Below are 21,625 nucleotides of genomic sequence, written 5' to 3' on the forward strand. Positions count from 1 at the left end.
CCCGGCGGGGCCGGGCCGCGGTGGGGTGCAGCGGTGAGCGCCGGTGCGAATCGGGTGAATCGACGGTGGCGGTTCGGCGCCCGTTGCGTGTCGATATGACGGCGTCACTCCAGCGACGAGGAAACGCGGTAGAATAGTATGATGACCTCTTCCGAAAACGCCGCCCCCACCGAATCCGAGGGCGAGCGCACGACCTTCGCCGACCTGGGCCTTGCGCCCGAGGTTCTCCGCGCAGTGACGGATGTGGGATACGAAACGCCCTCTGCAATCCAAGCCGCCACGATCCCCACGCTCCTCGAGGGAGCAGACGTGGTCGGCCTCGCGCAGACCGGCACCGGCAAGACCGCTGCCTTCGCACTTCCGATCCTCTCCCGTATCACCCCCGGCCAGGGCGTTCCCCAGGCCCTCGTACTCGCACCTACTCGTGAACTCGCGCTCCAGGTCTGCGAGGCGTTCGAGAGCTACGCCACGCACCTGCCCGAAGTCCACCTCCTCCCCGTCTACGGCGGCCAGGCCTACGGTCAGCAGCTCTCCGCGCTGCGTCGCGGCGTGGACATCGTCGTCGGCACCCCCGGCCGCATCATGGATCACCTCAAGCGCGGTTCGCTCGACCTGACGCAGATCAAGTACCTCGTGCTCGACGAGGCCGACGAGATGCTCAAGATGGGCTTCGCAGAGGACGTCGAGACGATTCTCGCCGACACCCCGAAGGAGAAGCAGGTCGCCCTCTTCTCGGCGACCATGCCCGCCGCCATCCGTCGCATCTCGCAGCAGTACCTGAACGACCCCCGCGAGATCAAGATCCAGGGCAAGACGCAGACGAGCTCCAGCATCACGCAGCGCTACAACGTCGTCTCGTACACGCAGAAGCTCGACGCGCTGACCCGCATTCTCGAGGTCGAGGACTTCGACGGCATGATCGTCTTCACCCGCACGCGAGGTGACTCCGAGCAGGTCGCCGAGAAGCTGCGCGCTCGCGGCTACTCCGCCGCCGCCATCAACGGCGACATCCAGCAGGCGCAGCGCGAACGCACGGTGCAGGCGTTGAAGGACGGCAAGCTCGACATCCTCGTCGCCACCGACGTCGCCGCTCGCGGCCTCGACGTCGAGCGCATCAGCCACGTCATCAACTACGATCTGCCGATCGACACCGAGTCGTACGTGCACCGCATCGGCCGCACCGGCCGCGCCGGTCGCACCGGCGATGCGATCAGCTTCGTCACCCCTCGGGAACAGCGCCTGCTGAAGGCGATCGAGAAGGCGACCAAGCAGCCGCTCACGCAGATGCCGTTGCCGCAGATCGACGAGGTGAACGCAACGCGCCTGTCTCGGTTCGACGACGCGATCACGTCGGCTCTCGGCGAAACCCGCCGAATCGATGCCTTCCGCGACATCATCTCCCACTACGTGCGCCACCACGACGTACCGGAGACCGACGTCGCAGCTGCGCTCGCGGTCGTCGCTCAGGGGAAGACCCCGCTGCTGCTGACCGAAGACGATGACCGCAAGTTCGAGCGCGACCGCAAGCAGGCCGCGAAGTTCCTCGAGGATTCGGGGAGCGGCCGAGGCGACCGTCCCGGCCGTGAGGATCGCGGACCGCGCGAGCGCCGCGACGACCTGCGCATGTACCGCATCGAGGTCGGGCGCCGCCAGAACGTGCAGCCCGGCCAGATCATCGGAGCGATCGCGAACGAGGGCGGGCTGACCCGCGATGACTTCGGACGCATCCAGGTGCGCGACGACTTCTCGCTCGTCGAGCTCCCGGCCAAGCTCTCCGCAGAAACGGTCGCGCGTCTCGAAGACACGCAGATCGGCGGCAAGTCGATCCAGCTCCGCGAAGACAACGGCCCGGGCCCGCGCGGCAAGGGGTTCGACGACCGCGGCGGTCGTGGAGGTCGCGATGATCGCGGCGGACGCGGCGGGTACGACCGCGACGCGCGCGGCGGCTACGACCGCGATGACCGGGGTGGCCGTTCCGGTGGCGGCTACGGCGGAAACCGCGATGATCGCGGCGGACGCTCGGGCGGCGGCTACGGTGGCAGCCGTGACGATCGCGGCGGACGCGATGGCGGGTACGGCGGAAGCCGTGACGACCGGGGCGGCCGTTCCAGTGGCGGCTACGGCGGAAACCGCGATGATCGCGGCGGACGCTCGGGCGGCGGCTACGGTGGCAGCCGTGACGATCGCGGCGGACGCGATGGCGGGTACGGTGGAAACCGTGACGGCGGCGCAGGTCGCGCCGACGGCAAGCGCAAGCCGCGCTGGTAACTGAGAAACCTGACGACAGCACCCCTGCCGCTCCACTGCACACGCGTTCTGCGCGTGCGCCGGAGCGGCAGGGGTGCTGTGCTGTGACCGGGGGCGCCGCCGGCCTCAGCCGCTGATGACGTGCGGCTCGGCGACGGCCTTCAGGCCGGCGACGCCGAACTCGCGCCCGTACCCCGACTGCTTCGCACCACCGAACGGGATCATGGGATGCAGCCCGCCGTGCGAGTTGATCCACGTGGTGCCGGCCTGCATGCGTGCGGCGACCTCGAGCGCCCGTGCGCGATCCGACGACCACACCGATGAACCCAGACCGAACTCGAGCTCATTCGCCAGCTTCACGACCTCGTCGAGATCTGAGTATCGGATGATGGGAAGGGCCGGGCCGAACTGCTCCTCCACGACCAGGTCGTTGTGCGGATCGATGTCCGCGACGAGCGTGGTCGGATAGAAGTTGCCGACCGCGTCGCGATCCGGCTCCCCGCCGAGCACGACCCGAGCCCCCGACGCCTTCGCCGACTCGACCAGGCGGTCGACTTCGTCGAACTGCGCACGGTTCTGCAGCGGGCCGAGCACGTTCTGCTCGTCGAGCCCGACGCCCATGGGCACGTTCGCCGCGAACTTCGCGAGCTCGTCCACCACCGCGTCGTAGACGGAGTCGTGCACGTAGAGCCGCTTCAGTGCGGCGCACGTCTGGCCCGTGTTGATGAAGGCCCCCCAGAAGAGATCTTCTGCGATGGCAGCGGGATCCACGTCGGGCAGCACGATGCCCGCGTCGTTGCCGCCGAGCTCGAGCGTGAGGCGCGCGACATTCGCAGCGGAGGCTTCGATGATCCGCTTGCCCACCGGGGTCGAGCCGGTGAACATGATCTTGCTGATCTTCGGGCTCCGCGTGAGCGCGTCGCCCACGGTGCGCCCGGGGCCGGCCACAATATTCAGCACGCCCTCCGGCAGGACCTGATTCATGACCGCGACCAGTGCGAGCACCGAGAGCGACGTCGTCTCGGCAGGCTTGATGACCACCGTGTTGCCCATGCGCAGCGACGGGGCGATCTGCCAGATCGAGATCATCATCGGCCAGTTCCAGGGGGAGATGGCGCCGACGACACCGAGCGGCCGGTAGTGCATCTCGGCATAGCCGGACTCGTCGTCGATGATGACCTCGACGGGGAGCGGCGTATCCGCAGCGGCGCGCGTCCACGCAACGCAGCCGCCGACCTCGAACCGGGCATTCGGGCCGTTGAGCGGCTTGCCCTGTTCCCGCGAGAGCAGCTCGGCGAGCGCCTCGGAAGAGGCTTCGATGGCGTCGGCGGCACGGTGCAGGGTCGCCTGGCGCTCCGCATCGGGGAGCGCGGCCCAAGCGGGTTGCGCCGCTTCCGCGCGATCGATCGCCGCATGCAGGTCGTCGAGCCCCTCAACGGGAGCGGTGCCGATGCGTTCTCCCGTCGCCGGGTCGAAGACCTCGCGCGTCTCGCCGCCAGCAGGTGTGATGGCAGCAAGCAGGCTGTCGTAGGTGTTCATGGATCCTCCACTTCGAGTCCGGTCAGTGGCTCCAGGGTATGCGGGGGCGGGGGCCGCTGCTTGTCTGGCGAAGCAGTGCCGTTGACGATCGCGGCACACCGTCGCGCTCAAGCTCGACGCCGCGCCCCAGGGCTGGAACGCTCGAATCGTCGGTGCGGCAACGCCGCCGCGCCGTGAGAGGAGTGAACGATGTCGGCTCGGTCTACTGGAGGCGCACCGCCTCGCAGCGTCATCGTGGTGGGAGCCGGCTCCGCCGGGTCCGTAGTGGCGCGCCGTCTCGCAGACGCCGGTGTCTCGGTCACCGTGCTCGAAGCGGGCGGGGAAGACGGGAATCCAGCGATCCACGACCCCATGCGGATGGGCGAGCTCTGGCACAGCGCCGACGATTGGAACTACTACACGGTGCCGCAGCCCGGGGCGAACGGTCATCGCCTGCATCTGCCGCGCGGCAAGGTGCTCGGCGGGTCGCACTCGCTCAACGCGATGATCTGGGTGCGCTGCTCACCGCTCGACTTCGATCACTGGGCGTCGCTCGGGAACGACGGATGGGCCTGGGAGGACGTGCTGCCGGTCTATCGCGCGATCGAGAACTTCCATGGCGCAGGTGACGGCTCCGACGGGCTGCGCGGCACCGACGGGCTGCTCGACGTGACCGACGCGTATGCGCTCGCGCCGATCCAGCAGGCCATCATCGACGCGTCGGTGCAGGAAGGGCTCCCGCACAATCCCGACTACAACGGGGCCTCGCTCGACGGGGTGTCGCAGCAGCAGATCACCGTGCGCGACGGAAGACGGTTCAACACGTACATGGCGTATCTCAAGCCGGTGCGGGATCGCGTGAACGTCGAAGTGGGATGCCACGTCCACGAGTTGCTCTTCGCGGACGACGGCGCCGATGCGACCGGGGATCGGGCGGCGCGGCCCCGTGTCACCGGGGTCCGCTTCTCGCAGGGCGGCGAGCTGCGCGAGTTGCACGCAGACGAAGTGGTGCTCGCGGCGGGCGCGCTGGACTCGCCGCGCGTGCTGCTGCGCTCCGGAATCGGGCCCGCCGACGAGTTGGCCGAGGTCGGCATCGAGGCGCGCGTAGACCTCCCCGGAGTCGGGAAGAACCTGCACGATCATTACCTCGCGCCCGTGATCTTCGAAACCGAGCAGCCCGTCGGACCCCCGGAGGCCGGCCGATCGGTCACGCAGACCCATATCTTCTGGAAGAGCCGTGCCGAGCTCGACCGGCCCGACACGCAGCCGATCAATTTCTCAGTACCCATGTACGGAGACTTCCTCGAACCGCGCTCCGCCGACGGGTTCACGTTCATGGCAGGGCTCGTCACCCCGAAGTCCCGCGGTTCGCTCGCGCTGTCGGGGCCCGACCCCGAAGACCCGGTGATCATCGACCTGGGCGCTCTCTCCCACGACGATGACGTCGCCTCACTCGTCGCCTCGGTGCAGCAGTGCCGACGCATCGGCCGGCAGCAGGCTCTGGCGGGGGAGTGGGGCGCCACGGAGGTCTATCCCGGGCCGGAGATCGGAGATGGGGACGACCTCGTCGACTACGTGCGCGACACGGTCGCGACGTATCACCACCAGGTCGGCACCTGCAAGATGGGGGTGGACGAACTCGCCGTCGTCTCCCCCCGACTCGCAGTGCACGGCGTCGACGGGCTGCGCGTGATCGACGCGTCAATCATGCCGCGGGTGACGACCGGCAACACCAACGCGCCGGCCGTGCTGATCGGCGAACTCGGTGCGCGGTTCCTGCTGAGCGGAGAGCGCTGAGTCAGCTAGTTGCGGTACCGATTGCAGTAGGAGGGGTGGCACAAACCCGTGATCAGCTCACTCCAACGGGAACGGCTCTGCTGCGAAGGTGATCACGGTCGCGCCGCCGGTCGCGTACCGGGGCACGTCGGCGGCGACGGTCTGCCCCTCGGGCGATTCGAGCGCGGCCCGCAGGGCGTCGGCGTCGGCGAAGGTCGCTTCGAAGACCGCGAAATACGGCGATTCGGGGATCGCCAGCGAGAAGTCGATGCTGAGCACGCCGGGCAGCTGCGCACAGAGCGGCAGGTGGACGTCGCGGTAGTAGCGTTCGAATTCGGCTCGATCGGCCGGTTCGGGGTACAGCACGAGTAGTCGGTGCGTCATCATCTGCTCCAGTCCGCGGTCACGCTGCTGCGGGCCGGTGCTCGTAGACCCGACGGCCGGCGAACCATGTCTCGGTCACGGTGGTCTGCACGAGCGAGCGCGCGTCATGCGCGAACGGGTCGCGATCCAGCAGGACGAAGTCAGCGGACTTGCCCGGGGTCAGCGAGCCGGTCTCGTGCGCGAGCCCCATCGCCTCCGCCCCGTTGATCGTGAAGGCGGCGATCGCCTCCGCGAGCGAGATCGCCTGCTCGGGCCAGAGGGCACCGGGGTACGCGCCGCTCGGATCCTCGCGGGTGACGAGGCCGTGGATCCCCTCCCACGCGTTCGGAGACGGGGAGACCGGCCAGTCCGATCCGCCGGCGACGACCGCTCCCGCATCGATGAGCGCACGATTCGGTTGGATGCGATCGGCGCGGTCGCGGGGGAGCACCTCGCGAATCGCCTCCACGATGGGGCCGGGAACCCAGATGAACGGTGAGATGTCGGCGGACACCCGGAGTGCCGCAAACCGCGGGATGTCGTCGGGATGCACGAACTGGCCGTGCGCGATCTGATACCGCGGCTCGGTGATTCCCTCGTCGCGCAGCACTTCGACGGCATTGAGCACCTCGTGCACCGAGGCGTCGCCGGTGCAGTGGATCTTCGCGGAGAGCCCCGCTCGAGCGACCCGGCGCAGCCAGTCGGTGAGCTCGGCCGGGTCGAGGAGGGTTTCCCCGTGGAAGTGATCGCCGTGCGCATCGTCGGGCAAGTACGGCTCGAGGAACGCGCCCGTGCGGGTCGGCGGTACGCCGTCGAGGAAGATCTTGACGAAGTCCGGGCGGTGGTGCTCGGTGCGGAAGCGCTCGCCGCCGAAGACGAGGTCGTCTCCCACTTCGGCGAAGCCGAAGATCTCATCGTTGATGAGCAGGGAGCTCACGACCCAGGCGTCGAGGTCGCCGGATGCGTCGAGCGAGCGGAGCGCCTCGAGGATATGGGTGGAGACGCCAGCGTCCTGAAATGCGGTGACGCCGTACGAGTTGAGGATCTCCACTCCGCGCTGAGCCGCAGCTCGCTCCTGCTCGGCGGTGAGAGCGCCCGCAGCGGCGTGCGCTCGCGCCACGGGGAGCCCGGCAGCCTCGAGTAGCACGCCGGTCGCCCGATCGCCCGCGTTCGGGTCGGTGAGCACGCCTGCTGAGCTGGGCTCCACCCCCGCGAGTTCGAGCGCGCGAGACGATGCCCATCGGTTGTGATGCGAGTCGTCGGAGAGCATGACGGGGCGGCCGCCGGCCGCTGCATCGAGACGCTCCAGCGCCGCCGCCGTGTTCACGTCGCCGAGACGATCGCTCGCCCACGGTCCACCGACGATCCAGGCTCCGTCGGGCAGCGTTGCCGCGTGCGCGGCAACGGCTTCCAGAATGCCGTCGAGACTCGCGCCGATGGGAACGCGCAATTCGAAGAGCTCCTCTTTTCCCGCGAGGAAGTGGTGATTGTGCACATCGACCAGCCCGGGCATCACGAACGCCCCAGCGAGATCGCGGATCTCGGTGTCAGGGCCCGCCAGCGGAAGCAGATCGTCCGAGTCGCCGACCGCGACCAAGCGACCGCCCGCGACCGCGATGGCCTCGGCCCACGCCTGCTCGGGATCCACGGTGTAGACGCGGCCTCCGGTGAGAATGAGATCGGGGGGCGACAGGGTCATCGGCGACTCCGTTTCGTGAGCGTGCTGGGCCCGCAAGCCGGGGGCATCGGGCGGTCTGCCGTCAGTATCGCAGCCGTCGCCCTCACGCCGTTGACCCAGCGTGCGGCGCTCTTGACGGTGCGGGATCGATCGCCCCGGCGGTCACGATGCCGCAGCAGGATGGTCGGAAACGGGCAGCGGATCCTCCGCCGCCCAGCACTCATCGGCGACAGGGAGACCCCATATGAGCGACCAGGCACCAGCATCGCAGCGCGTCATCGTGATCACGGGCGGAGGCACCGGCATCGGAGCTGCGATCGCGAAGCGCTACGCGGACGAGGGAGCGGCGGTGGCGGTGGTCGGGCGACGCGCCGAACCGCTCGCAGAGGTCGCCGCTGCCACCGGAGCGCTCGCAGTGGTGGCCGACGCCGCCGACCGAGTCTCGGCCAGCGCAGCGATCGCGCGGATCCTCGAGCGTTTCGGCCGCATCGATGTGCTCGTCGCCAATGCGGGGGGCCACGGCTTCGCCTCCGTGGGCGAGACGAGTGACGCGGACTGGAACGCTGCGCTCACGGCGAATCTCACCACAGCGTTCGTGATGGCGCGCGAGGCGCTGCCGGCGCTGACCGAGAGCGCGGCGCGGCGCGGCGGGAGCGAGATCGTCGTCGTCTCGTCGCTCGCGGGCCTCTTCGCCGGCCCGTCGGTCGCCGGCTACACCGTCGGCAAGCACGCGCTGATCGGATTGACGCGCAGCCTGGCGCGCGATTACGGGCGGGTCGGCATTCGGGTGAACGCCGTGTGCCCCGGCTGGGTGCGCACACCCATGGCCGATGCCGAGATGGACGAGTTCGCCGCCCATGCCGCGCAGATCGCGGATCGTGACGCAGGCTACGCGGCGGTCACGCGCGACGTGCCGCTCGGACGGGCCGCCGAACCGTCCGAGATCGCGTCGATCGTGCGATTCCTGGGTTCTGAAGAGTCGTCGTACATGACCGGATCCGTGCTGGTCGCCGACGGGGGCGCGCACATCGTCGATCTGCCGACTGTCGCGTTCGAGCACGCCGGAATGTAGTAGCCGCGCTGGAGCCGCGGGTCGGGCCGGGAGCGCATTGCGCGCGACCGGCCCGTCCGTCGGTCAGCCCCCCAGGTACGCGGCGCGCAGGAGCCGCGGATCCTGCTCGAGCGTTGCCGCTGGCCCCTGTGCGTGGCTGACGCGACCACTGGCGATGACCATCGCCTCATCCGCGATGCCCAGTGCGAGGTGGGTGAACTGCTCGACGAGCAGCACACCGACACCGGATTCGGCGATCTGCTGGATCACGGGGAGCAGCCGCATGAAGACGACCGGCGCCAAACCGAGCGACATCTCGTCGATGAGCAGGAATCGCGGCTTCGCGGCGAAGGCGCGAGCCAGCACCACCATCTGCTGCTCGCCGCCGGAGAGCAGCACGGACTGCGCGTCGATGCGCTTCTCGAGCTCGGGGAACGACTGCAGCACCTCTGCGAGCGCTGTTTCCGTCTTCGCCGTGAGGAGGATGTTCTCGCGCACCGTCAGTGAGGGGAAGATCGCCCGCCCCTGCTCGATGTGCGCGATGCCCGCCCGCGCTCGCTGCACCCTGCTGCGCTTCGCGATCGAGCTCCCGTCGAGTGCGACGTCTCCGGCCGAGTGCGGAATCACGCCGGAGACGGATTCGAGGAGGCTCGACTTGCCGGCACCGTTCGGGCCGACGAGCGCGAGGATTTCTCCCGAGCGCACCACGAGGTCGACATCGGAGACGACCGGGCCGGCGCCGCGGCTCACGGTCACTCCGGAAAGTCGCAGTTCGGTCATGAGCTGATCTCCGCATCTCCCATATAGGCGGCTATGACGTCGGGGGTGTCGAGCACCTCGGCAGTCGGGCCCTGCGCGATCACGCGCCCGAAGTCGAGTACGGTGAGTTCCGTGCAGACGGAGCGCACCAGATCGAGGTCGTGCTCGATCAACACGATCGCGGTGTCGAACCGCGAGGGGATCCGTGTGAGTCGTTGCCCGAACTGCACATGCTCGTCGTGCGAGAGGCCCGCCGCGGGTTCATCGAGGATCAGCACGCGCGGCCCCGCCAGCACCGCGGCGGCGACCTCGACGAGGCGCCGCGTGCCGACGTCCACGGTGGTGAGGGGCGTTTCGGGGGAGGGGCATCCGAGAAAGGCGAGCGCATCGGCAAGCTCGTCGTGATCCAGTCGGCGGCGTCCCACGAAACGCACGTACGCCTCGACCGTCAGCTGCGGGGGAACGCGATCCTGCTGGAACGTGCGGCGGAGACCGCGCCGGGCGCGCTGCGTGGGCGACAACCGGCTGATGTCGGCCCCGTCGAGGAGGGTGAGCCCCGCGTGCTGGGGAAGGAAGCCGCTGACCGCGTCGACGAACGTCGACTTCCCCGCACCGTTCGGACCGATGAGGCCCATGATGGATCGCTGGCGCACGGTGACGGCGACGTCGTCGAGCGCTTTCAGTGCGCCGAACTGCACGCCGAGGCCCGAGACCTCGAGCACCGGAGGAGCATCCGCGGGGATCGGCTGGGCGGCTTCGGGGACGGCGAACACGTCGAGCACGCTCGTTCCGACCTCCGTGACGCTTGCATGCTCGGAGTCGCGTGCTGCTCCTCGTGCGGCCGAACGACGGCGGAGCAGCCCGCGAATCCCCTCGCCGAGATTCGAGCCGCTCGTGAGGGCCTGGATGCCGAGGAGTCCGAATACGACGAACCCCCAGTCCTGCGGCACGCCCCATTTCTTCAGCAGCTCGGGGACCACGACCCAGAGGATGCCGCCGAAGATGGCCATATCGATGAGGTAGGCACCGCTCATCACCGCGAGGATGTAGAGCGCCAACGACTGGAGTGGGGCGAAGCTCGAGGCGAACGGCAGCTGGACCTGCCCTGCGAGCAACCCGCCGGAGATACCGGCCAGTGCGGCACTCACGGCGAATGCTGAGAGCTTCGCTGCAGACACGCTCTGGCCGACCGCGGCGGTGCCTCGCTCTGAGAACGCCACCGCCTTCCAGCCGCTCCCCATGCGGCTGCGCTGCAGCGCGGACACGATGAGCGCGCAGATCACCATGACGACGGCGGCGAAGAAGAAGTACTCGCGATCGCTCGTGAACCCGTTCGGGCGGGCGACGGCGATGCCGTCAGATGCACCGGGAAACTGGATCTGCACCAGCATCACATCGAATGCGGCCGCGAAGCCGAGGGTGACGACGGCGAGGTTGACACCGCGCAGTCGCAGCGCCGGGAGGCCGATCACGATGCCGGCGACGGCGCCGGCGGCTCCGCCCGCGATGAGCCACACGATGAATCCGCCCGGGGCGTCGAGGGTGTTCAGCCAGGCGACGACCCACGCGCCGATCGCGGCGAATGTGAGCTGCGACAGTGCGATGATTCCGGCCGATCCGGTGACGACGCCGAGGCCGAGCACGGCGATGATCGCGGTGAGTGCACTGATGCCGAGGAACACGTAGTACCCGGAGAGACCGACGCTGAGCGCCCAGGCGACGCCGACGCCTGCGACCGCGACGACGATGGGCAGGATCACGCGGAAGCGGTGGTTAGCGAGCCACATCCCACACCTCCTTCCGCTGCGACCACAGGAGCAGCACGACGATGAACAGGAACGGGATGAAATTGCGGACGAACGACACGGCTGGGACCTGCGCGACGATGCCGGAGATGATGCCGAGGAGCAACCCGCCCGCGACTGCGAAGTCGAGGCGTCGGAAGCCTCCGAGCAGGGCGGCGGCGGAGGCGGGGATGATCAGCATCGACAGGCTGATGGCATCGTTCGACTGGGAGGGTGCGATCACGAGGATGGTGACGGCGGAGATCGCCCCCGTCACCGCCCAGACGCCGATCGAAAGCGGTTTCGCCGCGATGCCGATGAGCTCGGCCGTCGTCGGTCGCTCAGAGAGTGCTCGGAGTTGCGTGCCGATCGTGGTGCGGGTGAGGAGCAGCGCGCAGCCGGCAGCGACGACCACGGCGATGACGACCATCACGATCGTGACCCAGCTGACGACGACGCCTGCAACGGTGAACGCCGGACCGGAGAGGATCGGCTCGAACGGCTGCGGCTTGTTGCCGAAGATGATGAACGACAGTGAGATCAGCATGAGGAGCGGAGCGACGGTCATCGCAGAGCGGAGGGTGACGGTCGCCTCCGAGAGCCAGGTCGCGGCGATCCAGCCGATCGCGCCGTTCAACGCTGCGCCGACCAGGATGCCGACGAGCGTCGCCGCCCAGACCGGGAGGCCGAGCTCGGTGGCGAACCACACCGCCGAGAACGCGGCGAACATGCCGGTCGCGGCCTGTGCGAAGTTGACGACGCGAACCAGGCGGCTCATGAGCGTGAGGGTGACCGCGAGCACGGCGTAGAGTCCACCGGACGCAAGTCCGGCCAGGGCGCCCTGCACGAGCGCGCCGCTGTTCATGCGCCGACCCCGGCGCATGAAGTGTCGAGAGTGGGGTGACGCATGTGGCTCCTTCGCCGAAGTGCATTCGGAATGGTGGATCGGGAGCCCGGCGCACGAGCGGGCTCGCGCCGGACTCCCGTGGTGTGCGCCGGCCGGTCCGCCGTTCGGGGACCGGCCGGTCGTCAGTTCGCCGGGAGCAGCCAGTCGTCGGCCGACTTCTCCCAGGCGCGGGTGCCTGATTCGAGTACGACCGGCCACCCGCCGGGCGTGTACTCCTGCTCCGCGATCTGGTCGAACTGGTACGGGAAGGCGACCATCGGGTTCTCGATGGGCTCCATGTCGTGGAGCGCCGCGGAAACGGACTCGCGCGTGAACTCGCCGTCCATGTTCGAGAGCACCTCGACGAAGTTCATCGCGGCGAGATACCCGCCCTGGCTGAACGAGGTGAGTGCGATGTCGTTCTCCTCCATCAGCGACTTCCAGTCGGCGTTGATCTCGCTGTCCTCCGTGAACGGGTAGAACTCGGCGGGCACGTGCACGCCCTTGCCCGTCCAATCGAGCGCCGACGCGAAGTTCTCGCTGTACACGCTGGTCAGGAACAGGAAGGTGACGTCGTCCCAGCCCTGGGCCTGCGCGGCCTTGACCTGGCCGATCGCATCGGGCTCGATGCCGTTCACCGCGATCGCCGAGCAACCGGCATTCTTCGCCTTCACGATGTAGGGCGTGTAGTCCGAGCCGCCGTACGGCAGGCTGTCGTCGACGAGCAGGGGCTCCTTGCCGGTGATCTCGGTCCACTTCTCCACCCCGGCGAGATACGAGGGCTTCGTCGAACCCGCGATCTCGAGGAGCACGCAGATGTCGTCGAGACCGAGGTTCTCCGAGCCGTTGAGCAACGTGAGCGTCATGTCGTTGAACGGACCGAGATTCGCAGGCGCGATATTCGGGGAGTTGAAGCAGCCGGTGTCGACGCCGATGCCGGGCATGGACAGGACGCTCTCCTGCGCGTAGTAGTCCTGGTTCACCTCGCACTCGATGAGCGACGCGCCGCCGACGAGCGCCACGACCTCGTCACTGCCGACGAGTTCGCGTGCGGCGGCGGTCGCAGACGCCGGATCTCCCTTGTCGTCGACGGTGTTGTACTCGATCATGCGCCCGTCGATGCCGCCATCGGCGTTGACGCGATCGAAGACCGCCTGCGCCGCGGCGCTCGCCTCGGGGAAGGTCGCGGCGCCGCTGAGCGTGTTGACGGATCCGAGCTTGATCGGGGCGCCTTCGCCCCCGTCTCCTCCGCCTCCGGCGCAGCCGGAGAGCGCGAGAGCGGATGCCGCCGCGATGGCGGCGACACCGGTGATGCGTCTCTTCATGTCATGTCCTCTCGAATGGATCGTGATGCGGGAAGTGCGTGGGGGGGGGGGGCTGGCGTCTGCTCTGCAGAGCGCTCAGACCGGCTGGACATCGGGATACGCGACGGACCCGATGGGGTAGATGTGGCCGCCGGCTCGGGAGTGCTCGGCGTCGCCGGTGCCCGTGAGCCCGAGGAAGACGCCCGTCGTGCGCAACTGATATCCGAGATCGTGCAGCCACACGCTGGCGACCGCGATCCGGAACTCGCGGAAGCAGAAGAGGTAGAGGCCGTCGGAGAACTTCCACACGGTCGAGAGATCCATGTCTCCGTGCCCGCGCTGCACCCCTTCGACGCACTGCCACGCGTACCGCTCGCTGGAGATGTAGACGTGCTCGTACAGGTGGTGCGGGCTGTAGCGGTACAGGTTGCGCTTTCCGATCAGATCGCGTGAGGGCCCGGGTGCTTCGCCCGACGGCTCGCCGCCGTCCGTGACCGCCGCCCAGAAGGTCTGGCCCACGCGCGGCTCTCCGGCGTGATCCTCCGAACCGATGGTGGAGCGCACCACGAGCGCCCGATGCGTCGATTCGGAGAAGATCACCGTGAGTGATTCCCGCTCGAGTGATTCGAGGGGGAGGTTCACGAACACGGTGTCGGAGCGCACCCGCACCGCGTCGTACGGGTCGCGGTGCTCGTCGCCGCCGGGGAGCGAACCGTCGGCCCACCACGTCACCTGCTCGGTGCCGAAGGACAGGCGAAGCGAGGATCCGTCATCGAGTGTCAGGGCGAGCGCCGTGCCCGCGAGGCTGGCATTCGGAAGCCGGAAGGCGTCGATGCCGGCGGCGAACTCGTCGTAGCTGCGCCACTCGTTCGGGTCTGCTGCGGTGATGTCGTGCGTGGTCATGGTGCCGTCACTCCTTCGTGCGCGGAGAGCGTCGAAGAGGCGGTCAGCAACGCCGAGGGCGGATGCCACCGGGCTTCGTCGCCCGTCAGGTGGCATTCACTGTACGCAGCGTCAGGGGCGTGCGGAGGCGGCTGCAGGCGGCTCGTCTGTCTCAGTCAACCGTCGTTCGCTGCGCGACAACAACGGTCACGAAACGGCCTCGAACCAGCCGGGAGTCCGGGCTAGGCGCGTCGCAGCTCGCTGGGCGAGGCGTTGAACGCCGCCTTGAACACGCGGCTGAAATGCGCGGCGTCGGTGAAGCCCCAGCGCGCGGCGATGGTCGAGACGGTCCGATCCTGCAGCACCGGATCCAGCAGATCGGCACGGCACCGTTCGAGTCGACGCTCGCGTATCCAGGTCGACACCGTGGTGTCGGCTTCGCGGAAGAGGGAATGGAGGTGTCGCGTCGAGATGTAGTGCGCGGCGGCGATGATGCTGGGGGAGAGAGCGGTGTCGCCGAGATGCGACTCAATGTACGCCGTGATCTTCTGCAGCAGGAGCTGATGCGGATCGCGCTGCGCTGGGTCGGCGTCGAGAATGCTCGAGAACAGGGTTCCCATGAGATCGAGACTCGTGTGCGCGAGCTTGGCGCGCACGCGCCCGTCGAGGTTCGCGAGCTGCGCGGGGAACTGCGAGAGGAACGCTGTGACGACAGGCGCGAGACCGCTGTGCTCGCGTCCCAGCGACACCGCTGTGAGCTGCTCCGTGAACGGGATGGGGAGGTCGACGCGATCCTTCGGGAACATCATGATGAGGTTCCGGAACTCCTCGCCGAAGAGCAGCGAGTACGGGCGCGACGTGTCGTAGACGGAGAGGTCTCCGGGGCGCATGACGACCTCGCGCCCGTCCTGCACGAGAATGCTGCTCCCAGACAGCAGCAGGCTCACCTTGTAGTAGCCGCTTCCGCCATCAGCGATGGTCTCCGGCGTGCGCTCGACGAGGTGCGGGCGTGCGACGACTTCCGTGAAGACCACGTCATCGGCGTCGGCCGACACCATCCGTGCGGAGAAGCGCCCGGCGTACTCCGTGGACACGCGCAGTGGCACGAAGGACGACGCGACCATCTGACGGAACGCTCCGAGGTCGTCGGCACGGGTGCGCTGGGCGTTCGCAAGGGCTTCGCTCTGCGTCATTGCAGTGTTCATTCCAGGATCCCTTCGGCATCTCTGACGTTCGTGCTCGGGTCTGCGCACCCGCACCGGAGGGGTCACTGCGATGCGCACCGCTCACGGCGTGTCACTTCGAGAGGATACACCTTCAGGCTCGAACGCTCGCGAGCGATGCGTCCAAGGCGTCGAGGAGGATCGGGAGCTCCGCTTCACCGAACGCGAGCGGTGGGCGCACCTTCAGAACGCTCTGGTCCCGGCCGATCCGCGAGATCAGCACCTTGCGCGCCTTCATCTCCTCGACGACCCGCGCCGCCAGTTCGGGTGCCGGCGCTCCGTCGACCGCGAAGTCGAGACCGAGGAACATGCCCGTGCCCTTCGCGGCTCGCACGAAGTCGTAGCTGTCAGCCACACCGTCCAAGTGGGCGCGTGCGGTGCGACCGAGGGATCGGGCCCTCGCCATCATCCCGTGCTCCTCCATTTCGAGCAGCACGGCCTCGCCCACCGCGGCCGAGACCGGGTTGCCGGCGAAGGTGTTGAAGAACTCGTTGCGCGAGCCGAAGGCGTCGAGTACCGGCTCGCTCGTGACCACGGCCGACATGGGGTGGCCGTTGCCCATCGGCTTTCCCATCGTGACGAGATCGGGGGAGAGGGCCGCGAGCTCGTGGCCCCACATGTGGGATCCGGTGCGGCCGAATCCGCTCTGCACCTCGTCCGCGATGACGAGTCCGCCGGCGACGCGCACGCGCGATGCGATCTCGGGCAGGAGACCCTCGGGCACGCGGGGCATGCCCTCCGTCGAGAAGAGCGGATCGAAGAGGCACGCCGCGACTCCGAACCCCGCCTCCTGCAGCGATGCGATCGCTGCGTCCACTTCGCTCAGGGTCGCGGCGAGCACATCGGCCTCCGGCCGGGAATCCCGATCGAGGTCGGGAATGCGGATCGCGCGCACGTGGGCTCCGAGCGGCTCGCGAGTCTCCAGGCCCGTCGTCATCTCGGCGAGCGCGATGGTCGTGCCGTGGTAGCTGTAATCGGAGACGATGACTCCGGTTGCGCCGGTGAGCTGGCGCGAGATGCGCAGTGCGAGTTCGTTCGCCTCCGAACCCGAGTTGCCGAAGAAGACGCGGTCCAGGTCGTCGGCGAAGGTTGCGAGCAGACGCTCGGAGTAGTCGATCACGCGGTCGTTGAGGTACCGGGTGTGCACGTTGAGCGTCGCGGCTTGATCCGCGAGCGCGCGGACCACCCGCTCGTTCGCGTGGCCGACGTGCGGCACGTTGTTGTAGCCGTCGAGGTACCGGTCGCCCGAGGCCTCGGTGAACCAGACGCCCTTGGCGGCGACGAATTGGAGCGGTTCGCGGTAGAAGAGCGGGGAGTAGGGGCCGATGGTGCGATTGCGGCGGGCGAGCAGGTCTGCGGTGGAGGACATGAGTTCCTGTCTGTGTGTGAGCGGCGGAGGCGATGCGGGTGCGGCCGTCAATCGGCGATGAGGTCCTCGGCGAGCCGCACCACGTGCGGCAGCACGGTGCGCGCGTGCCATTCGGCAGTCGGTTCGCCGCGACGATCCGCCGACCAGCCGAGGTAAGTGAGTCCGCGAGCGAGGAGGATCGCCGGGAACACCTCGTGGTCGGCCTCGTCGAGTGGACGCACGGCCTCGTAGCCGGCGAACAGCGCGGAACGGTAGTCGGCGGCGCGCGGGTGCGGCGTGAAGAAGTAGAGCGCGGTGGCGAGGTCGAACAGGTGCCAGCCGGCCGCGAAGTCGTCGAAGTCGATGACCACGAGACCAGTCTCCGTCCGCAGCACGTTCTCGGGGGTGAGGTCGGCGTGGATCGGGCCGAATCGATGCGGAGGGGTGCCGTAGGCGGTGATCTGCTCGCGTACGCGTTCGATCGCGCGAGAGACGGTCGCGCGCTCGTCTCCCACCAGCTCGGTGAGCCCGAGAGGATCGCCCCAGGCCGGTTCGCTGCCGATCAGGCCCTCGAGGTCCCAGTCGTCGCGAGACACGGCCATCGCGTAGCCGGAGCGCTCGGTTGCGGCGTGGAGCTCCCCGATCAGGCGTCCCAGTGCGGTGAAATCGGAGGGCTCGAGATCTGCGGTGCCGGCGACCGCGGTGCGCTCGTCGCCGAACATGCCCCGGTTCGGGATCAGGCGCTGCACGTCGACCTGATGCGGCCCCACTGCGCTCTCGGCGCCGACCACGACGAAGCCGCTCCCGTCTGGCGCGGCGATGAACTCGGGCACCGCGACGCCTTCAGCGTGCAATGCGCGGACGAAGTCGAGTTCGCACCCGAGCTCCGCGTCGGAGTGGTAGCCCTGCCGGTGCACGCGCACCACGTACGGCCGATGATCGGCGTCGAATCGGTAGACGAAGTTCTCACGGTTCTTCAAGAGCTCCAGGTGCGTGGCGGCGTCGAAACCCCAGACGGTGATGGCTTCGCGGGCGAGGCCCTCGGCGATCTCGAGCGTCACGGTGGTCATCGGGGTCCTCTCGTCCGGGCGGGCCGGAATCGACGGACCACCGCAATCTGTACTCCGAGTATAGAAACTGAACGCTGCGTCCACAAGACTCGCCGGCGCCTTTGTAGACTGGTCTCCGTGAGCACAGCATCATCCGCCTCGAACGCCCCTGAGCAGTCGCCTGATCGCCGCAGCCTTCGCGAGCGGAGACAGGAGCGCACCCGCCACGAGCTCGTCGATGCGGTACTCGAGATCATCGCCGAGGGCGGCCTCCCCGACGCTACGATCGAGCGGGTGTCAGAGGTGTCGGGCATCTCCAGGGGAACCGTGTACGCGCATTATCCCGGCGGGAGGGACGCGCTGCTCCGCGATGCCTACGCCAGGCTGGGGCGCGAGCTCGTGGAGCGGACGCGCGCCGCCGCCGCCGCTGCGAACGACTGGCGGGAGAGCCTCTTGGCGCACGCGAGCGCCATGTTCGATCTCGCCGCCGATGCGCGGCTCGGGCACTTCTACAACGTGTCCGGACCGACGCTCGTCGTCGATGGGGCCGAGCGCGGCATTGGCTCGGGTGCGAGTGCGGCGATGATCGGCGACACCCTCCTCGCGGCGCAGCGCGGCGGAGCCGTCAGCGCGGAGGTCGACGCGCGGGCGATGGCGGTGCTGCTCGTCGGCGCCCTCCGGGAATCGGCGATCGGCATCGCGTCGACACCGTCGGGGTCGACGACGTACTTCGCCGCGTTCACGCGCCTCATCGACGGCCTGGCCGCCGGCTGACCCTCGCCCCTCGCTCACCCCCGCAGTGAGCTGAGCAGTGCGTCGACCGCTTTGCGGGAGCGCGCTGTGCGCTTGGGCTCTCGGTCGAAATCGCCGATGAAGACATTGCCGAGTGCGGTGGAGATCACCCCCTGTGCGGCGACCTCGTGCTGCGCGGGGGTGGAACCGGGGTACGCGGCGGCGATGAAGGCGAGCAGTCGCTCCCGGGCGGACCCGTAGGCCTCGGCGAGCACCGCTGCGATGTCCTCCGATGATCGGGCGAGCTCGACGAAGGCGAGCACGATCGCGTTGTCGGAGCTCGAGCTCGCGAACTCCTCGCCGAAGAGGTAGTCGAGGGCGGGCTCGAGGGAGTCGACCTCTGGCGGGATGACGGCCGGCGCGACGTAGAAGGCGCGTGCGGCGTCGAGCAGCAGGCGATCCCGATTGCCGACGAAATGGCGTACGTGCCCGCGGGACATGCCGGCGGCGTCGGCGATGCGATCGAGCGTGGTGCCGCTGATTCCGTGGTGCGCCATCGTCGTGAGGGTCGCTTCGATGATCTGCTCGCGGCGGGCGTCGGCGACTGAGGGGCGTGCCATGCGGGGTTCCTCTCCGGGGGACGGGGCGAGTCGTATCCCCGAAGACTAACGAGTATTTCACGGAGGTAAAAATTGTCTAGTCAGACTTGACTATTTACTGGGCTCGCTCGTACATTGTTCTCACCGGCACCCGCCGCAACTCGAATTCGCTCGTGCGAGAGCAGATTTCGACCCCGTCTCAAAGGAGTGACATGGCCGACTACTACCGCCTGGGCGCGGCGCCCGTGAGCGAACTCGCTCGAGAGCAGCGCGTGCGCACCCGCGACGGCGTGCACCTCGCCACAGACGTGTATCTGCCGTCCGCTGCCGACGGCACGAGAGACGACTCGCCGGGCGACACGATCCTCATCCGCCTGCCATACGACAAGAGCGGCGAGTACACCTTCATCCCGCTCGTCGCGGAGTACCTGCTGCAGCACGGCTACCGCGTCGTCGCCCAAGACGTTCGCGGCAAGTTCCGCTCCGAAGGGGTGGCCCAGCTCTTCGTCAACGAGGTGCGCGACGGCGAGGACACACTCGACTGGATCATCGCGCAGCCGTGGTCGAACGGTCGCGTCGCCATGTGGGGCGACAGCTATTACGGGTACACGCAGTGGGCCGCGGCCGCGAGCGGGCACCCCGCTCTGAAGGCGATCGCCCCGCGCGTCACGGGGACCGGCCTGGGCGAACCGGTGCACCGCGACCCCGGCGCCCGCGTGCGAGCCGTCGAGATGGGCATCACGAATCTGTACCCCCTCACGCACTTCCACGGCAACGACACCTTCCTCTGGGAGCCCGACTGGTCGCGTCGCGATTTCGAGGCGCAAGCGGAGGCCTTCCAGCAGTGGGCGGGCACCCGGTCGCGCTCCTACGACCAATGGGTGCCGCACCCGGTGACCCTGCCTCGATTCCCGAACGGCAGCGCGTTCGCGGGGCGCTCGGTGCCAGTGCTGCACACGATCGGGTGGTGGGACAACTGCGCTCCGCTCTCCTGGGAGGACGTCGCAGAGATGCAGCAGCACCCGGCGTGGGAAGCGCACCACTACCTCCGCATCGAGGCGATCGATCATGAGAGCTACCAGCTCATCGAGGCCGAGGGCGACCGCGTGGCCGATCGCACCGAGCAGCAGATCCGAGCCATCCTGCCGCGCACGCTCGATCCCGCATTGGAGTTCTTCGAGGTGTTCGTGCGAGGCTCCGGCACCGTCGCCGACATCCCGCGAGTCGTCTGGCAGCTGGCGGGAACCGATGAGGAGCGGATCGATCCCGTCTGGCCTCCTGCAGCATCGCGAACCGTCACACGCTACGCGACCGCCGAGGGCGGGCTCTCGCCCGAGCGCCCCGCCGCGAGCCGCGAGCGCACGTGGGTGCACGATCCGCAGGACCTCGTGCCCTCGACCGCTCCCGACGCCTTCTCATATCTGCTGCATCTGCCGGATGAGGCACCGCTCGGCGAGCGCGGAGACGTGATCGTCTTCACCGGCCCACAGCAGACGGAGGACATCGATCTCGCCGGGCAGGTGCGCACCCGCGTACGCGTGCGTTCGACGGGGCCGGTCATGGACTGCTTCGTGCGCCTGCTCGATGTCGCTCCAGACGGCACCGCGGTGCGCTTCGCGCGCGGTCAGCAGCAGCTGCTCGATGCGACCGAGGCCGAGACGCTCGACATCGATCTCGGTCAGATCGGCTATCGATTGCGGGCGGGCCACCGGCTTCGGGTGCACGTATCGAGCAGCGACTACCCCGAGTTCCTCCCGCAGCCGGGCACCGGCCGCGATCCGTGGACGGACGGTCTCGAGACCGAGCCGAACACGCAGACACTGATCATCGGGGGAGCCGACGCACTCGCGCTCGACCTCCCCGTACTGCAAGGAGCATTCGCATGAGCACCTCACCTCCCGCTTCACGCATCACACCGGCGGAAGAGCTGGCGGCGCTGCCGGCTCCCCGGCTCGAATTCGTCTTCGAGATCCGGGCGACGATCGGACCCGATCTTCACATCGGGCGCGGCGCCGACGAGCAACTGAGCTTCACACCGGTGACCGGAGGCAGCGTGCACGGGCCAGAGTTCACCGGAGAGGTGCTGCCGGGCGGCGGGGACTGGGCCGTGGGGCGATCCGCCACCGCCCAGCTCGAGGCGCGCTACCTGATCCGCGCCGACGACGGCTCGGTCATCGACGTGCTGAACCGCGGGTACTTCAGAGCGACTCCCGACCTGATCGCGCGCATGGAGGCCGGGGAAGACCTGCCGGAGACGACGGCCGGGCTCTACTTCCGCACCGCCCCGGTGTTTCAGACGGACGCTCCCGCACACCGCTGGCTCGCGGAACACCAGTTCATCGGGCTCGCTCGCGACGACGCCGGGCAGGTCTGCATCCGCGTGTTCGTCGTTCGCTAGACCGCACCGCTCTCCTCAGCACACCCGC

18 protein-coding genes are annotated in these 21,625 nt (G+C 68.6%); 6 read left to right on the forward strand and 12 right to left on the reverse strand.

The window, feature by feature from the left end; genetic code table 11:
• The first annotated feature begins 141 nt into the window (after nucleotides 1-141).
• Nucleotides 142-2,268 carry a DEAD/DEAH box helicase gene (locus WFH23_RS13080; protein ID WP_336662854.1) on the forward strand — a complete coding sequence of 709 codons (2,127 nt, stop codon included), beginning with the start codon at nucleotides 142-144 and terminating at the stop codon, nucleotides 2,266-2,268.
• Between the two features lie 105 nt (nucleotides 2,269-2,373).
• Here WFH23_RS13080 and WFH23_RS13085 read toward each other — a convergent pair whose 3' ends face one another.
• Nucleotides 2,374-3,786, reverse strand: a complete 1,413-nt coding sequence (locus WFH23_RS13085; RefSeq protein WP_211648627.1) for an aldehyde dehydrogenase family protein — start codon at nucleotides 3,784-3,786, stop codon at nucleotides 2,374-2,376.
• A 189-nt stretch (nucleotides 3,787-3,975) separates the two neighbouring features.
• Between WFH23_RS13085 and WFH23_RS13090 the strand changes: the two genes are divergently transcribed.
• Entirely contained in the window at nucleotides 3,976-5,562 is a 1,587-nt protein-coding gene (locus WFH23_RS13090) for a GMC family oxidoreductase (protein WP_336662855.1), read from the forward strand.
• A 57-nt stretch (nucleotides 5,563-5,619) separates the two neighbouring features.
• Here WFH23_RS13090 and WFH23_RS13095 read toward each other — a convergent pair whose 3' ends face one another.
• Both WFH23_RS13095 and WFH23_RS13100 read right to left on the reverse strand, forming a co-directional pair.
• Nucleotides 5,620-5,925 (reverse strand): EthD family reductase, encoded by a 306-nt coding sequence (locus WFH23_RS13095; protein ID WP_090150200.1) that lies wholly within the window; start codon nucleotides 5,923-5,925, stop codon nucleotides 5,620-5,622.
• 19 nt (nucleotides 5,926-5,944) lie between these two features.
• Nucleotides 5,945-7,603: an amidohydrolase gene (locus tag WFH23_RS13100; RefSeq protein ID WP_336662856.1), complete on the reverse strand. Its 1,659-nt coding sequence runs from the start codon at nucleotides 7,601-7,603 to the stop codon at nucleotides 5,945-5,947.
• Nucleotides 7,604-7,826: 223 nt separating this feature from the next.
• On the opposite strand from WFH23_RS13100, the gene WFH23_RS13105 reads away from it, so the two are divergent.
• Nucleotides 7,827-8,654 (forward strand): SDR family oxidoreductase, encoded by an 828-nt coding sequence (locus tag WFH23_RS13105; protein WP_090150137.1) that lies wholly within the window; start codon nucleotides 7,827-7,829, stop codon nucleotides 8,652-8,654.
• 63 nt (nucleotides 8,655-8,717) lie between these two features.
• On the opposite strand, the gene WFH23_RS13110 is transcribed toward WFH23_RS13105, so the two are convergent.
• The 8 genes from WFH23_RS13110 to WFH23_RS13145 form a co-directional block, all read right to left on the reverse strand.
• Nucleotides 8,718-9,413, reverse strand: a complete 696-nt coding sequence (locus tag WFH23_RS13110; protein ID WP_336662857.1) for an ABC transporter ATP-binding protein — start codon at nucleotides 9,411-9,413, stop codon at nucleotides 8,718-8,720.
• A complete protein-coding gene (locus tag WFH23_RS13115) occupies nucleotides 9,410-11,179 on the reverse strand; it encodes a branched-chain amino acid ABC transporter ATP-binding protein/permease (RefSeq protein WP_336662858.1) in 1,770 nt (589 codons plus the stop codon). The genes WFH23_RS13110 and WFH23_RS13115 overlap by 4 nt, the downstream gene beginning before the upstream one ends.
• Nucleotides 11,166-12,041, reverse strand: coding sequence for a branched-chain amino acid ABC transporter permease (locus tag WFH23_RS13120; RefSeq protein ID WP_200331702.1), 876 nt, complete (start codon nucleotides 12,039-12,041; stop codon nucleotides 11,166-11,168). The genes WFH23_RS13115 and WFH23_RS13120 overlap by 14 nt, the downstream gene beginning before the upstream one ends.
• Nucleotides 12,042-12,205: 164 nt before the next feature.
• Complete coding sequence (locus WFH23_RS13125; protein WP_336662859.1) at nucleotides 12,206-13,387, reverse strand: ABC transporter substrate-binding protein; 1,182 nt, start codon at nucleotides 13,385-13,387, stop codon at nucleotides 12,206-12,208.
• 75 nt (nucleotides 13,388-13,462) lie between these two features.
• On the reverse strand, nucleotides 13,463-14,269 hold the full coding sequence (locus WFH23_RS13130; protein ID WP_090150195.1) for a MoaF C-terminal domain-containing protein: 807 nt from the start codon (nucleotides 14,267-14,269) through the stop codon (nucleotides 13,463-13,465).
• A 221-nt stretch (nucleotides 14,270-14,490) separates the two neighbouring features.
• Nucleotides 14,491-15,453 carry a helix-turn-helix domain-containing protein gene (locus WFH23_RS13135; RefSeq protein WP_336662860.1) on the reverse strand — a complete coding sequence of 321 codons (963 nt, stop codon included), beginning with the start codon at nucleotides 15,451-15,453 and terminating at the stop codon, nucleotides 14,491-14,493.
• A gap of 112 nt (nucleotides 15,454-15,565) precedes the next feature.
• Nucleotides 15,566-16,840, reverse strand: coding sequence for an aspartate aminotransferase family protein (locus WFH23_RS13140; protein WP_336662861.1), 1,275 nt, complete (start codon nucleotides 16,838-16,840; stop codon nucleotides 15,566-15,568).
• A gap of 47 nt (nucleotides 16,841-16,887) precedes the next feature.
• A complete protein-coding gene (locus WFH23_RS13145; protein WP_336662862.1) occupies nucleotides 16,888-17,889 on the reverse strand; it encodes a phosphotransferase enzyme family protein in 1,002 nt (333 codons plus the stop codon).
• Between the two features lie 117 nt (nucleotides 17,890-18,006).
• On the opposite strand from WFH23_RS13145, the gene WFH23_RS13150 reads away from it, so the two are divergent.
• The gene (locus WFH23_RS13150) at nucleotides 18,007-18,642 is read left to right on the forward strand and encodes a TetR/AcrR family transcriptional regulator (RefSeq protein WP_336662863.1); all 636 of its coding nucleotides are present in this window, start codon (nucleotides 18,007-18,009) and stop codon (nucleotides 18,640-18,642) included.
• 14 nt (nucleotides 18,643-18,656) lie between these two features.
• On the opposite strand, the gene WFH23_RS13155 is transcribed toward WFH23_RS13150, so the two are convergent.
• Entirely contained in the window at nucleotides 18,657-19,220 is a 564-nt protein-coding gene (locus WFH23_RS13155) for a TetR family transcriptional regulator (RefSeq protein WP_090150114.1), read from the reverse strand.
• Nucleotides 19,221-19,411: 191 nt separating this feature from the next.
• Between WFH23_RS13155 and WFH23_RS13160 the strand changes: the two genes are divergently transcribed.
• Together WFH23_RS13160 and WFH23_RS13165 are read left to right on the forward strand one after the other, a co-directional pair.
• Entirely contained in the window at nucleotides 19,412-21,085 is a 1,674-nt protein-coding gene (locus WFH23_RS13160) for a CocE/NonD family hydrolase (RefSeq protein ID WP_336662864.1), read from the forward strand.
• The gene (locus tag WFH23_RS13165; RefSeq protein WP_200331719.1) at nucleotides 21,082-21,597 is read left to right on the forward strand and encodes a DUF3237 domain-containing protein; all 516 of its coding nucleotides are present in this window, start codon (nucleotides 21,082-21,084) and stop codon (nucleotides 21,595-21,597) included. Before WFH23_RS13160 ends, WFH23_RS13165 begins: the two co-directional genes overlap by 4 nt.
• Nucleotides 21,598-21,625 lie beyond the last annotated feature (28 nt).

The sequence above is a fragment of the Leucobacter sp. USHLN154 genome (assembly GCF_037145595.1).
Lineage (GTDB): Bacteria > Actinomycetota > Actinomycetes > Actinomycetales > Microbacteriaceae > Leucobacter > Leucobacter alluvii.

What these genes read in the sequence shown, in the direction of transcription:
- WFH23_RS13080 (WP_336662854.1), top strand. Translation starts at nt 142, where the DNA reads ATGACCTCTTCCGAAAACGCCGCCCCCACCGAATCCGAGGGCGAGCGC.
- WFH23_RS13085 (WP_211648627.1), bottom strand. Translation starts at nt 3,786, where the DNA reads ATGAACACCTACGACAGCCTGCTTGCTGCCATCACACCTGCTGGCGGC.
- WFH23_RS13090 (WP_336662855.1), top strand. Translation starts at nt 3,976, where the DNA reads ATGTCGGCTCGGTCTACTGGAGGCGCACCGCCTCGCAGCGTCATCGTG.
- WFH23_RS13095 (WP_090150200.1), bottom strand. Translation starts at nt 5,925, where the DNA reads ATGACGCACCGACTACTCGTGCTGTACCCCGAACCGGCCGATCGAGCC.
- WFH23_RS13100 (WP_336662856.1), bottom strand. Translation starts at nt 7,603, where the DNA reads ATGACCCTGTCGCCCCCCGATCTCATTCTCACCGGAGGCCGCGTCTAC.
- WFH23_RS13105 (WP_090150137.1), top strand. Translation starts at nt 7,827, where the DNA reads ATGAGCGACCAGGCACCAGCATCGCAGCGCGTCATCGTGATCACGGGC.
- WFH23_RS13110 (WP_336662857.1), bottom strand. Translation starts at nt 9,413, where the DNA reads ATGACCGAACTGCGACTTTCCGGAGTGACCGTGAGCCGCGGCGCCGGC.
- WFH23_RS13115 (WP_336662858.1), bottom strand. Translation starts at nt 11,179, where the DNA reads ATGTGGCTCGCTAACCACCGCTTCCGCGTGATCCTGCCCATCGTCGTC.
- WFH23_RS13120 (WP_200331702.1), bottom strand. Translation starts at nt 12,041, where the DNA reads ATGAACAGCGGCGCGCTCGTGCAGGGCGCCCTGGCCGGACTTGCGTCC.
- WFH23_RS13125 (WP_336662859.1), bottom strand. Translation starts at nt 13,387, where the DNA reads ATGAAGAGACGCATCACCGGTGTCGCCGCCATCGCGGCGGCATCCGCT.
- WFH23_RS13130 (WP_090150195.1), bottom strand. Translation starts at nt 14,269, where the DNA reads ATGACCACGCACGACATCACCGCAGCAGACCCGAACGAGTGGCGCAGC.
- WFH23_RS13135 (WP_336662860.1), bottom strand. Translation starts at nt 15,453, where the DNA reads ATGAACACTGCAATGACGCAGAGCGAAGCCCTTGCGAACGCCCAGCGC.
- WFH23_RS13140 (WP_336662861.1), bottom strand. Translation starts at nt 16,840, where the DNA reads ATGTCCTCCACCGCAGACCTGCTCGCCCGCCGCAATCGCACCATCGGC.
- WFH23_RS13145 (WP_336662862.1), bottom strand. Translation starts at nt 17,889, where the DNA reads ATGACCACCGTGACGCTCGAGATCGCCGAGGGCCTCGCCCGCGAAGCC.
- WFH23_RS13155 (WP_090150114.1), bottom strand. Translation starts at nt 19,220, where the DNA reads ATGGCACGCCCCTCAGTCGCCGACGCCCGCCGCGAGCAGATCATCGAA.
- WFH23_RS13160 (WP_336662864.1), top strand. Translation starts at nt 19,412, where the DNA reads ATGGCCGACTACTACCGCCTGGGCGCGGCGCCCGTGAGCGAACTCGCT.
- WFH23_RS13165 (WP_200331719.1), top strand. Translation starts at nt 21,082, where the DNA reads ATGAGCACCTCACCTCCCGCTTCACGCATCACACCGGCGGAAGAGCTG.